General features: G+C 40.6%; 7 protein-coding genes. 1 reads left to right on the plus strand and 6 read right to left on the minus strand.

What is annotated here, in order from left to right; translation table 11 throughout:
- Window positions 1–168: 168 nt before the first annotated feature.
- Window positions 169–321 (minus strand): hypothetical protein, encoded by a 153-nt coding sequence (locus WAE64_RS12200; protein WP_340236805.1) that lies wholly within the window; start codon window positions 319–321, stop codon window positions 169–171.
- A gap of 151 nt (window positions 322–472) precedes the next feature.
- Between WAE64_RS12200 and WAE64_RS12205 the strand changes: the two genes are divergently transcribed.
- Complete coding sequence (locus WAE64_RS12205) at window positions 473–2,164, plus strand: tail fiber domain-containing protein (RefSeq protein ID WP_340236807.1); 1,692 nt, start codon at window positions 473–475, stop codon at window positions 2,162–2,164.
- Window positions 2,165–2,377: 213 nt separating this feature from the next.
- On the opposite strand, the gene WAE64_RS12210 is transcribed toward WAE64_RS12205, so the two are convergent.
- From WAE64_RS12210 to WAE64_RS12230, 5 genes are all read right to left on the minus strand, one after another.
- Window positions 2,378–4,504 carry an outer membrane protein assembly factor BamB family protein gene (locus WAE64_RS12210; protein WP_340236811.1) on the minus strand — a complete coding sequence of 709 codons (2,127 nt, stop codon included), beginning with the start codon at window positions 4,502–4,504 and terminating at the stop codon, window positions 2,378–2,380.
- Window positions 4,505–4,552: 48 nt separating this feature from the next.
- Window positions 4,553–7,858, minus strand: a complete 3,306-nt coding sequence (locus WAE64_RS12215; RefSeq protein ID WP_340236813.1) for a hypothetical protein — start codon at window positions 7,856–7,858, stop codon at window positions 4,553–4,555.
- Between the two features lie 251 nt (window positions 7,859–8,109).
- Window positions 8,110–9,279, minus strand: a complete 1,170-nt coding sequence (locus WAE64_RS12220; protein WP_340236815.1) for a Gfo/Idh/MocA family protein — start codon at window positions 9,277–9,279, stop codon at window positions 8,110–8,112.
- Between the two features lie 175 nt (window positions 9,280–9,454).
- Window positions 9,455–11,587, minus strand: a complete 2,133-nt coding sequence (locus WAE64_RS12225) for a heavy metal translocating P-type ATPase (protein WP_340236817.1) — start codon at window positions 11,585–11,587, stop codon at window positions 9,455–9,457.
- A gap of 93 nt (window positions 11,588–11,680) precedes the next feature.
- Complete coding sequence (locus tag WAE64_RS12230; RefSeq protein ID WP_340236820.1) at window positions 11,681–13,840, minus strand: TonB-dependent receptor; 2,160 nt, start codon at window positions 13,838–13,840, stop codon at window positions 11,681–11,683.
- Between the last annotated feature and the right edge of the window lie 100 nt (window positions 13,841–13,940).

Consider the following 13,940-nt stretch of genomic DNA (forward strand, 5'->3'; position numbering starts at 1 on the left):
AAGGTTACAAAAGTTTTTAAAAAATATTTGTGTGAGGATTTAATTGGGTGAGTTTTTTGACTTAGATGAGGGGTAAGTGCTTGATTATTAGGATGGTAAGAGGGAGGGGTGCTGGTTGTGTTTTTGTATGGAATTTTTGGAGACGCTATGTTGGCGTTTCCATATACATTATCGTTCTAGTATTTTTATTAGAACTTCAACGCCGCCTCGCCATTCTTCGTAATCTTCTTCGTTTTCTGACCATAGTTCGTTTAGCTCAGAGTTTTCACCTATAAGGTAAGAGTTTCTAATTGATTGTTCTATATAGATTTTAACTCCCACATTTTCAGGTTATTATATATTAGTAGCCTGATTTTATCATCAATTTACCACTTAGTAAAAAAACAGTCAGATTTTCGCCCCTTTTTATTATTCGTACTTCTTAGCTAGGTAAATTTAATTTCAATAAATCCTTCATAAAATAACAATGACCATGAAAAATCTTTTATCTGCCTTTATTATAATGGGCTTACTAGTCTGTTATGAAACTCAAGCTCAGGTTTATGTAGAAGAAGTCGTTAATGGCTCAATTACCATCACACCTAAAGGCGTGAGAGGTAAAAACGGGAATCCGGGTAATAATACTACCAATACTTCTTTAGGAGCGCAATCTTTAAAATCCACTACAGGAAGCCAGAATGTGGCTGTAGGTTTATCAGCTCTTTTCGATAATACATCAGGCAGCCGCAATACGGCTGTTGGTAGTCAGGCTGTTACAAACAATACAACAGGACAAGGCAATACAGGCATCGGTTATAACAGTTTGTTTAACAACACAACTGCCTCTGGCGTAGTAGCACTTGGTGAGTACTCGCTTTACTCAAATTCTACAGGCGGAGATAACATAGCAGTCGGGAATTATGCACTCTATTCAAATGTAGGTGGTAACAGCAATACGGCTGTTGGGAGCAGAAGTTTATATAGTAGTACAGGCAGCTATTATAATACGGCAGTTGGTACAAGTGCTTTGTACTCAACACTTGGCGGAGCTGCTAATGTAGCCAGCGGATACAGAGCCATGTATAGCAATACTACTGGTAGCAACAATACAGTCAGTGGCTATCAGGCAATGCAAGACAACACCATTGGAGGGCATAACGTTGGTATTGGGCAAGGCACATTAGGAAGCAACAAAGCCAGAAGCAATAATACTGCTATTGGATCGGGAGCTTTAGGATATGCTTATAATGGTACAACTGCCGAAACCGGAAACAACACTGCTGTGGGTTTTGCTGCGTTAAGAGGCAGCAATACTCCTGCCAGTAATAGTGGTACCGAAAATACTGCTGTGGGTAGCAATTCATTGCGTAACAATACAAGCGGTGGCAACAACGTAGCAATTGGTTATCAGGCATTGTTGTCAAACTCTGTGGGTATTAATAATGTAGGGGTTGGCTATAGTGCTTTGAGTAGCAATAATTTTGGAAGTGCAAATACAGCTTTGGGTTATTTGGCCTTAGAAAACGCTACAAGTGGCAACTCAAATACAGCAGTTGGTAGCTTTGCAGGGGGCGGTATCAATACTGGTTCATTTAATGTTGTAATAGGAAATAGTGCAGGGTCAAATTTAAGTTCAGGCTCTGATAATGTATTGCTTGGCGGTGGTAATGTAACTACAGGCTCAAATAATGTTGTGGTAGGCAGAGGGGCTAATGTGCCATCGGCTTCGGCTGATAATCAAGTGAGAATAGGTAACAATTTTATTACTTATGCAGGCGTACAAGTAGCCTGGACAGTTACATCTGATAGAAGATGGAAAGAACAGATTCAGGCTTTGCCATTAGGAATTGACTTTATAAAAGCCTTGAAACCGGTGCAATACGTTCGTAAAAACGATAAGTCGAAAAGTGTAGAAATGGGTTTGATTGCGCAGGACTTAGAACAAACACTAGATGATTTCGGCAAGAAAAACATGGGCTTGCTTAAAAAAGATGATGAGGGTTATTTATCAGTGCGTTACAACGATCTGATGGCTCCTATGATTAAAGCTATGCAAGAGCAACAAGCCATGATTGAGAAACTAATGAAAGAACACCAAACCCTTCAAGCAGAAATAAAAGACATCAAAAACACCCTAGCGGCAAATGCTAATGATACCAAAGCAGTCGTAGAAGCGAAGAAGTGATTGTTCGAATATGGACATTAAAAACCCCACACCCTACGCGGGTCGCCCTAAATCCCTCCGCAGCGGCGGCCGCTCACCAACTGTGGATAGAGGGACTTTAAACTCTCTGCCCCACAGTTGGGTCGGACCGCCGATGCGGAAGGGTTGGGGATGGGGTTATTTTGAATCAAATTTTTTGAAAAAATATTTACTATTATCTCTTGAATTTATTAATTAAGGAAGTGCAAATGCGACGTATTGGTTTCCTTTCCTAGCACCGAGCTTTGTGCCTCCGCAGGCAATTACTACGTATTGCTTACCGTTTAATTGATACGTTGACGGCGTGGCAAATGCCGCCGCTGGAAGTTTGGTTTCCCAAATCAAAGCTCCGGTTTTCTTGTTGAAAACTCTGAACTTCTCGTCTTTGGTACCTGCAATAAACAATAAACCATTGGCAGTTATCACAGGGCCACCGTAGTTTTCAGAACCTGTGGTCGGGATACCCTTTTGTTTCAATGCCTCATGTTCTCCTAACGGAATTTTCCAGAGATACTCACCCGTGTTCATATCAATGGCATTCAACGTGCCCCAAGGAGGTGATATAGCTGGAAACCCTTTGCTATCTAAAAATTTGTTATAACCTGTGCTCACAAAAGGCAAATAAGGTGTTTTTGTGCCAGCATTGCCTGAACCACCAACTTCTTTCTTTTCTTCGCCAAACAAAAATGCCACAAGTGCTTGTTTTTCAGTATTGCTAAGTGTTGTAAAACCCGGCATCATACCTTTACCATTGCTGATAATTTGTGTTACAAAGGCTTTATCACGGCGTTTTTCAATATCAACTAACGATGGATACCCACTTTTTGCATTCCCTTTTTTATCAGACCCATGACAAGCCACGCAAGACGTTGCGTAAATGCGCTCACCTGTGCCAAGTCCGGCTAGGGCATCTTGTTTGGGTGTTGCTTTCATGGTAAGAATCCAAGGCATTTCGTTGCTGTTTACGTACATAATCCCTTCTTTAGGGTCGGCACCTGCGCCTCCCCATTCGGCACCACCATCAAAACCCGGTAGAATAATAGTACCTTCTTTGCTTGGTGCCGCAAAACGCTCACGGCGGTAAGTTTTAAACTGCGCTATCAGCGAATCACGGTTTTCGGCGTAGGGGCTAATGTCTTTTTCTGTTAAGGTATGAGCCTGACGGGCAAATGGCGCAGGCTTAACGGGCACAGGTTGCGTGGGCCACGTTACCTCACCTGGCAAGTTGGATTTAGGTGCTGCTATTTCCTGAATCTGAAAAAGTGGCTTGCCTGTAACTCTATCGAACAAATAAATGTAGCCTTGTTTGCTTAGCTGTGCCACAGCATCAACCATTTTGCCATTGTGCTTCACTGTAATCAGGTTTGGAGGTGCGGGTAGGTCTCTGTCCCACACATCGTGGTGCGTAGTCTGGAAATGCCATAGCAGCTTGCCTGTGCGGGCATTTAAAGCCAGCAAACAGTTGGCATAAAGGTTTTTGCCGATTCTTTTGCCGCCATAAAAATCATAGCCGGCCGAGCCTGTTGGTACATAAATTATCCCTCTTTTTCTGTCAACGGCCATACCAGCCCAGTTGTTGGCTGCACCAACTTCGGTGTTTTTATAGGCTTCTTTAGGCCATGTATTATAGCCCGGCTCGTTCGGGTAGGGGATAGTGTGGAATGTCCAAGCCAGTTTACCTGTTTTTACATTAAATGCCCTGATGTCTCCCGGTGCAGCGTCTGCACCTTCCGACAAGCGAAGCGGCATCACAATCAAATCTTCGAAGATTGTTCCGGGTGTATTCGAAATAATAAATTTCTTCTGGGCTATTTCGGGTAAGCCTGTGTGTAAATCTACCTTGCCGTTATCGCCGAATGTCGGTATCGGTTTACCTGTTGTGGCATCAATGGCATACAAATTCTGGCCTATGGTGTGCAAAATTCTTTTGTCGTTGCCTTCGCTCCAATAAGCCACACCTCGGCTAGTGCTGGCAAAGTTTTTCAGCTTATCGCCAAACATCCAGATTTCCTTTCCTGTGGCGGCATCTAAAGCAAAAGCCTGAACCGATGAAGTTACACCATATAGCACACCATCAACAATGATAGGATTCACCTGCATTTGCCCCGAATCAGGCGTAGAATAAGTCCATGCAACTTTCAGGTTCGAAACGTTTTCAGGTGTAATCTGGTTTAGGGTCGAGTAATGGTTTCTATCAGGCCCTCCGAGGTATTCTTTCCATTCGGTGTACTCCTCATCGTCGGGCTGATAATTTTTTTGAAGGGCAGTTGCTATCAAGAGGATACCCGTTGATAGCAATGCCAGATAAATGTTTTTTTTCATAGGTTAAAATAGCGTTAGGTTGGGGAAAATAAAAGGCTATACAAAGCTCTAATTTTTGTTTTTATCATCAATCTTATCCGAATCGTAGAGTCGGTTATCTTCGTAGGTCTCAAATAACTCGGGGTATTTGTTTTTTATCCATCGGTATTGCTTGGCCGATAAAAAGATAAATTGCGGGCCTGTTAGTTCATCATCTTCGCCGTTGTATAGTTCATAAAATGCATATTCAGCGTTTTGTTCAGCAACAGCTTTATTTACCAGTTCAAGCATTTTTGCAGTATCAAAGTCAAAATAGTCATAGCCTGACTGGTTGTCTTTATTCTTGCTTTTAGGCAATGCTTTTATAAACTGGCTTTCGCTATACTTTTTGTTATGCAGTTCAAAACTATACGTAAAGGTGCGGTTTTTAAACTCTCCCTTTTTTAGCATTTTCTGAAAATTATCTTCAACTTTTACAGGATTAAAACGCCCTTTTGAAATTGTTTTCAGTGAGTCAATAATAGATTTATATACATCTTTGAAATCTTCCAATTCCCACATATTGCTTTTCGCAATTACGCCCGGTAGTGCTTCCAGCAAAGTTTTGCCTGAGCCTTGAACCCGACGGAATTTCAGAATAAATTCATCTCTCTGGGCTTCGTTCATCGGCTCTATAAAACCCATTCTGCCCAGTTCAAAAATTGTGTTTTGCAAACTGTCACGGCTGAAATCCCGATTATACATACTAAAATCAACATAGTTGTTAGGCAGAGTTTCAGCAACCAGCCCTGCCTGCGTGCTATCAAACAAAACAAACGAAATCTTAGGGCTGCGGTAGTCGCATACAATAACCAGCCTGTGCGGAGAAGCAACATCGTTGAGGTAATCGTTTACGACTTTAAACTGGTTTTCGCCTATACCCGGAAAATACTGCGATTTTTCATTTTTTAGCGAGTCTAGGGCGTTCTGCACTACTTTTGCCAAAGAGACATAGAGCTTTTGCTCGTATGCACGGCCGTTGATTTTTACAGAAACCAGATACTCGCCATATTCTGTTGAGTCAGAGAACTCTCTTGCTTTTTTATAATTCAGGTCGCTGATTGTGGTATTTGGTAATAGTTTGGTGCCAAACTTTTTCAGAATATATTCATACAACTCAGCGTTGTTTTTGCCTGCCAGCTCATTCAAATCGAATACAACAGCTTGTGAACTTGCTTTTAATACCTCAGATGGCTCTTTGGTTTTGTTTAGGTCAATAGCTTTCAGTTCTTCATCACTCAGCATATTTTCTCTTTTCAGGGCATCGGCAAAATCTTTGGTGCTGAAAGCAGCAATCTGCGATTGGTAAGAATGATACGCATTTTCGGTGATAGGTTCGTTGAATATCTCGCTATGCGTTTTATCAATATACTCATATTGTTGCTGGGTCAGAAAAATATAGTTGCCTTGCTCGCCTAGAGTAAATGTATTGTAACTGGTATTGATTTTATAAAATGCGCCATCAATTTTGTTTTCTTCCAATGATTCATTCACGAGTTCAATTAATTGATATTCATGCAGGCTTACATTGTCAAAATTGACGAAGCTATTGTTTTTAAGGTTTTTTTGTGCCTCAATCAGTTCTTTTTCTATTTTAGGCACCTCTTGCTTGTACTCATACTTTTTGTCTTTGAGCCTGAAACTCATTACCAGATTCCGGTCTTTCTCGCTGCTTTTCAGTATCTCATTAGCAAAATTATCATTGATTTTTTCGGGCTTGAATTTATTATGCGAAACCCGAGCCAATTCGGCTATAAATGTTTTGAAAGCGTTTATTTTTTCAGTGTCGGTTTTCGGGCTGAAATTAACCTTGGCAATGATAGATGGAAAACTTAACAGTAAGCTACGTTTTACATTGCTTCTATTGCGGGCCTCAAACCTAAGGTCAACAATGGCTTTATCAATCAAATCTTTGTTGTCGGCCGGAAGAATGTTATTTTCTTGCAGGTCTTTTATGATAGCCGTCAGTTTATCACGGCTATATGCATTTGAGAAATCAACTTTTTCAGTGCCTAATAGGCCTCCAATAAAGGCGTTATCTTGCCACTTGGTTTTGAAAACCAGACTTTGGGTACTATCTACCAGCAGCAATGCTTTGCGGGCATCTCTGATTGGCAGTAGTGGGTTTACCTCGTTGGTAAGCATTATCAATCTTTTATCCGATTTTCTATCTGTCAGGTAGTCGTTAATTGATTGGAAATCTTTGGCGTTAATGCCAATCAGCGGAGAAAAAACAGTTGCATACGAGGCTATCACACTGCTGTCAATGTCAATATCTGGCGGAATAAGGCTTTTTAAATTACTTAACCACGAAAAATCGGTGTCGGCTTTCTGGGCGTAAGTAAGCCCATTAACTGTATATTGAAGCCTAAAGTTTTTCTTGTTCTTATCCAGAGGACTTTTGAACGGTAAACCCATTGGGCTGTCGAAAGATTGTTCTGTGGTGGGTTTGCTTATTTCTTTTACCGAGAAATTTGTAAACGCAAAATCGGGTAGAAGTTTGGTTTTTACCTCGCTAAACATACGCTCATAAATCTCTTCTCTTGTAAAATTACCCTGTTCACGAGGTATTATTACTACATTATTGCTTTCAGAAAGTATATCTATTTTACTTTTTAACTCAAAAGGTTTATAAGATTGCTTAATGGCTTCGGCTTTTGCTTTTGAAAGCAAGTTTACTGCTTGCAGGCTATCGATAAACTTAAACTGAATGCTTTTTTGTGAGGCATAATTGTCATAAAACCAGGTTTGTTTGGCAGCATAAACAAAGAAACCAAAATCGTTTATGAGCTTGATACGGTCTTTTTCAAGCCATTTCAATAACTCGTCATAAACTTTCTGGTCAATCAACTGAATACTTTTTAATTTATCGGCAAGAACCAGGTATTTTTCTTTTGATGCTTTCAAGTTTTGCTCAAGACCCAGAAAAGAGATTGGGTTTCGGGCATTTACATCTCCGTCAATATCAGGTTTAAAATACATACTTTCGCCTAATATTTTTTCCGACATCTCACGTAACTGCACAAGCTCGTCAGCCGCAGAACCAACATTGCGTACCAGCTCAAAAACACCCACAAAACCAAGAATGGCAGCCCTCGACCTGAACAAAGAATCAGGCATTTTGCTCAATGCACCAAAGGGCATACCTGATAAGCGTTGCTTAATGGCCGGGTTATCTTTGGCAATAGTTTTAAGGAAGCCGTCTTTACCAAATTCTGAAATAATTTCTTCTTTTTGTAGTGCATCGAGATATTTTTTAACCTCGTCTTCAGATAAGCTTTGTGCGACGGATGTAAGCGTAAAAAACGAAAATATAAACAAAAGTATGTGTTTCATAAAAGGGCAAAAATTTTATTCAAAAGTAATTCACTTTGGTATAATTAGCTAGAATATTGAGGGAATTAAGTCTTGAACTTTGATTTACCTGATTAAATGATTTTATTGATTTTCTGTAACTTTATAAAAAAACATACCTTATAATCTAAGACTCAGTAAGTAGATTCCGATGCTTCTTTCTATGGGTGTGTATCAGTTCAATTATTAAATCAGGTAAAGCGGTACGCCGCCCCGGCAAGGTTCAAGATAGCCTAAACCATCGGCCACTTAAAGGTGCTAGTTAGCTTTATTTTCGTTCCCGTAGCCGATGATTTTCGGGCGGCTTCAATGATTTCTAAAACGTGCAGGGCGTGTTCTACATTAATGCGGGGTTCAATGCCTTTTACCATACTTTCGCCTACAACACGGGCGCCTTCCTGCCATTCATAACCACCTTTATCTGCCGAGGTTAGTTTCGGCGGTTCAGTCCATGAGGTGTCAAGTATTACGCCATTTGTTTCCCAATCATAGCCAATTAGGCGCATATTTCCATAATCACCAAATATCTGAATCGAGTGCAAACTCTGGTTTCCTGCTTCATGCCCGTGTGGGTCGAAATAATTAAAACCACACATTACATGAGAGATAACGCCCTTGTCGTGTTCTAGTAATACGTGTGCATTGTCTTCGGCTTCAACCTTTATTTTACCTTTGTCGTCAACGGTACGTTCAGGGTTTACTATGCTTGTCATGGCCATTATGCTTTTAGCAGGGCCTAGTAAGCCTGTAAGTGTAGCCATGTTGTAAACGCCCAAATCGGGCATACTGCCACCGCCTTTTTCATAAAAGAAAGCACTCCAGGTTGGCCCTGTATGCCCATATTGGCCATGAGCCGAAGCTACTCTGCCAAGTTTCCCTTCTTGAATAGTTTTGCTCATAAATGCAAACTGTGGGCTATTCACTACTGCCGGAGCACCCCAGATACGCAACTTTTTACGATTGGCTAACTCGAGCAAGGCTTTGCCTTCGGCATAGGTATTAGCCATCGGTTTTTCGCTCCATACGTGTTTACCTGCAAGCAGTGCTTTTTTATTTAGTTCGCCATGCACCTGCATATCGGTAAGTGTTACCATCATATCGAAGGGCACACCTGCCAGCATTGCATCAATATTGGCATAGGTTTTGGCATTTACTTTATACTGTTTGTTTTGTTCAACAGCACGTTCGGGCTTAATATCACACAAGCTCACTACTTCTATCAGCGGAGACGATAAGAGCTGAGGTAAATAACGATTGCTCACGCTACCACAGCCAATTACTGCTACCTTTAGCTTTTTATCGGCTTTTTCAGCAGCAAAACTTTCTAAAGAGGCGAGTAGGAGGGCAGCACCTGCCGAGGCAGTATATTGCAAAAACTTTTGTCTTGATAAGGTGTCGTTCATTTTTTAATAGGTTTTTGTATTTTCAGGGTTATGCAGTTAAGCTGTTAAATTTACAATTTTAGCTCTGAATACGTAAATTTCATATAGATATTTTTATCGGTATTTATTAGCGCAATTGCTATAAACAAAAAGAGGTAGCTCAAAAGAACTACCTCGATTAAAGCTCTGAACTGGCTTAAAACTTCATCCGTTGGATTCTTACGGCATTAAGAATAGCTAATAAAGCCACACCCACATCGGCAAATACTGCCTCCCACATAGTGGCCAAACCTCCTGCCCCCAATAGTAATACGACTACTTTTACGGCAAAAGCCAGTACTATGTTTTGTATCACAATGCGCTTGGTAGCTTTACCAATTTTAATAGCCGTTGCAATTTTTGATGGCTGGTCGGTTTGTATTACTACATCGGCTGTTTCTATGGCTGCATCGCTACCCATAGCACCCATAGCAATGCCTACATCGCTAAGTGCCAGCACAGGCGCATCGTTTATACCATCACCCACAAAAACAGTTACTTTGCTTGGGTCTTTGCGTAGTTCTTCTACTTTTTGCACTTTATGTTCAGGCAATAAATCGCCGAATGCAGTGTCGATGCCAATGGTTTTTGCAACTTTTTGTGTAATAGAGTTTTTATCGCCACTGAGCATTAAGGTTTGTATTACACCGTTTTTATGCATTTCTTTTATGGCTTCAACTGCATCTTCTTTTATCTCGTCGGCTATTATAATATGTCCGGCATACTTACCATTAATAGCCACCACCACAATGGTTTCAACTATTTCTTCAATGGCTTTGTCGTAACCAATTTTAAACTTTTGTAGCAGTTTCAGATTACCCGCTAACACTTCTTTATCATCAACTTTACCTTTTAGCCCATGTCCTGAAATCTCTTCAATATCGGCTACTGTAACAGATTTTTTATCCGAAGTATATTCTGCAATTGCCTTGGCAATAGGGTGTGTCGATTTACTTTCAAGCGCAGCCACAAGTCTGATGAACTCGTCCTTATCAAGCGATTCAGTAACTATCTCTTGTACTTTAAATACCCCTTTGGTAAGTGTACCTGTTTTATCCATCACTACCGTATTCACTTTGGTTATCAGGTCGAGGTAATTGGAGCCTTTAAACAAAATACCGTTGCGTGATGCCGCACCAATACCGCCAAAATACCCCAAAGGAATAGAAATAACCAACGCACAAGGGCAGGAAATAACCAGGAAGATAAGCCCCCGGTATAGCCAATCTTTGAAAACATAATTTTCAACGACCAGCGCAGGTATAAACACCAGTGCAAGTGCAAGAAAAAACACAATTGGTGTATAAACACGGGCAAACTTACGGATAAGTAACTCGGTTTTGGCTTTGCGGGTAGTGGCGTTTTGCACCATGTCAAGAATACGAGCCAGCGAGCTATCGGCAAATTTCTTACTTACTTTAATCTCAATTACTTTATCCAGATTAAGCATTCCGGCCAAAACCTGCTCTCCTTTTTCAATGGTTTTAGGTTTGCTTTCACCTGTAAGCGCCGAGGTATTAAAGCTGCTGCGTTCGCTGAGCATTTCACCATCGAGCGGTACTTTTTCTCCAGCTTTAATCTGAATCGTTTCGCCAATTTGTACTTCTTCCGGTTTTACTTCCTGATAGGTATTGCTTCTTAAGACACTAGCAGACGCCGGACGAATATCAAGTAGGGCTTTAATGTTGTTTTTGGCTCTATTAACGGCTGCACTCTGAAACAATTCGCCTACGGCATAAAACAACATTACGGCTACCCCCTCGGGGTATTCACCTATTACAAACGCACCGATTGTGGCCAGCACCATAAGCGTAAACTCAGTAAAAAACTCTTTGCGAATGATAGCCTCCCAAGCCTCTTTCATTACCGGAAAACCTACCGGATAATAGGCTACAATGTACCAGCCGAGCCGAACATAGCCTTCAAAAAAGCTATTTTCAATGTAGTTATCCAGGGCAATGCCAATTAATAACATTACAAGGCTGAATATAGCAGGTATATAAACCTTCCAATCGCTCGCATCTCCGTGGTCATGGTTGTGATCGTGGTCATGTGAGTGACCATGTTCATGGTCATGCTCGTGCGAATGATTGTGGTCATTTTCGTCATGACTTTTGGCATTCTTTTTTGCAGCTGGCCGAGCTATCAACAACTCTTTTGCATTGGCTTGTGTATATATCTTTTCTTCTAAAGAACAACAAGTCATCCGTCCCTGCTCATCATAGGTATGCACATGATTAGGGTCTGTACTGATGCCCTGTGGGTGATTATGTTCGTGTTCATTTTTCATATATCAATCATTTTAAAACTTGGGTATAGAAACCGTTTGAGAATTCTAAAGCGTCCTTTGTTCAAACTCAAACAGTTTCTACATTAGAAACAATTAAAACTTAACTTTAATGCCCCCGTTAAATGCACGTCCTTCGGTATGCGTGTACACCTCGTTAAACTTAGGCGTGTTATGGGCATCAAATACTACTTTTTCAAAACGATTCTGGCGGGTATCGGTAAAGTTTTCGGCATTGGCAAATACACTTATGTTGCCAAAGGTTTTCTCTAAAAACAAGCCGAACTCCCAATAGGGGCGAGTCCATCGGCCATCGCTCAATACCTGTCTGTCAGAATAATAAGCCTCTAAGCCGATTTTGAAATTCTTATGTTTTTCGGCTAAAAGTGCCATGTTAACCTTGTTTTTTGGCAAAAGTGCAACTGTTTGATTGGTATTTTTGTAAGTTGCTTTGGCATCTGTAAAAGTATAACCTACAAAAAGTTTTACCCAATCGGCAAATGTAAATCTTACGTTAGTTTCAAAGCCTTTTGATATTACAGGCTTGGCTGCATTCTCAAAATATAGTTGCTTATCAGCATTTGTTCTTAACACAAGTGGTTGATTGATTTGCGTAACAAAGAACATCTGATTTACCGTAATAAGGTTTTCTCCGATGGTATTCTGGTAGTTAAAATCAAGCGTACTACCATACGATTTTTCGGCCTTAGCCTTGCTATCAACAGCCAGCACATCCTGAAAAGCCAGTGTTTCGGTAGCTTCTGTAAACATGGTTGGCAATTTATAGCCCAAACCACCACCTAAACGGCTGCTCCAATGCTCCGAAATCTTATACAATGCCGAAATACGAGGCAATGGAAAAACACCATGGCGTTTGGCATAATCGAGGCGAAAGCCTCCTTCAATCAGAAATTTCTCTGTTAAATCCCAGTTGTCCTGTACATACACACCTGTTACAAAGTTGTTTTCGGTGCGTGGTTTCAGGCTTTCTTTTTCTTTAAAATCATCAAAAATAAGATTTGCCCCAAGCAAAACCGTATGCTTGTTTTCGCTGATTATGTACGAGAAATCAGTATAAGCATTGGTTTGTAAACCTCTGAAATTGTAATCGGGTACTTTAATCTGTCTGTCGAAAAGGCTCACGCTTTGCTTTAAAACCAATTGTCTGTTTTCTGAAATCTGCGAGCTCAATTGTATTGTTGAGATATTTCTCACCGATTCGTTTTTCTCAAAATAAGCGTGTTGGCTATCGGCTTTGCCATTAATTACAAATATATCTCCACCAAAACGATTCTGAAAAGTTGTTGAGTTACCTACTATCAGCTTGGTTTTATCATTAAAATAGACAAACAAACGAGGATTAATGTTTAAATCACGGCTTTTCGGAATCTCGGTAAAATCATCTTTGTCTACATCATAAGGTTTCTGGATTGTACCCGAAACCAACATAGTATAACCAACTTTTTTATTTCTTCTACTCGAAAACGCACTGAAATTTGTACCGCCACCTGTATTGGTCTGATTAATAATGGCCGAAAACTCTGCTTTTTCTCTCGGTTCTTTCGATATAAAGTTTACTACCCCGGCAATGGCGCCACCACCATAAAGTGTTGATGCCGAACCTTTGATGATTTCAACCTGACGAAGGTCTAGCGGTGGAATATCTAACAAACTTAAACCACTCGAAAAACCACCGAAGGTTGGGAATCCGTCTTTTAGAATCTGGGTATAGCGGCCATCAAGCCCTTGAATTCTGATACTCTGGTTGGCTGATGTATAGCTCGTTTGCTGTACCTGTATTCCTGTGCTTTCGTGCAGTATCATCGATACATTATTTGGGCGCATGTTGGCTTTTTCATCAATTTCTTCCATCGAAATAGCCTCAATCCGTGTCGGGATACTCTCAATATTACGGCTGATACGGGTGGTAGAAACCACTACTTCTTCCAGTTCTTCATTATCGCTTTCCAACAAGACTTCTACATCAGCACTTAGCGGGAACGTGAGTTTTTGAGTAAAGTTGGTATAGCCGATAAACGAAACCACAATTGTTTGCTCTCCGGCTGGTGCCGCTTGTAAGCTGATTTTCCCTTCAATGTCGGTCGTGCCTCCAATTTTTGTGCCTTTTACGGCTACAGTTGCGCCAATTAATTCTTCTTTTGTTTTGCTGTCTTTAACAATGATACTTGCTTGATTTTGTGCAAAACAGATATTGGTTATTAAAATGAATATATATAATAAGGTGTTTCGGTTCATATGTCTGAAAATTAGTTAATACAATAGACTTTAAGGCTTATTTTTACAAATAAGCACTGGATTTTTAGCGGTGTTCGTGCTTTACGAACACGGTTTTAAG

The organism is Emticicia soli (assembly GCF_037860775.1).
GTDB classification, from domain to species: Bacteria; Bacteroidota; Bacteroidia; order Cytophagales; family Spirosomataceae; genus Emticicia; species Emticicia soli.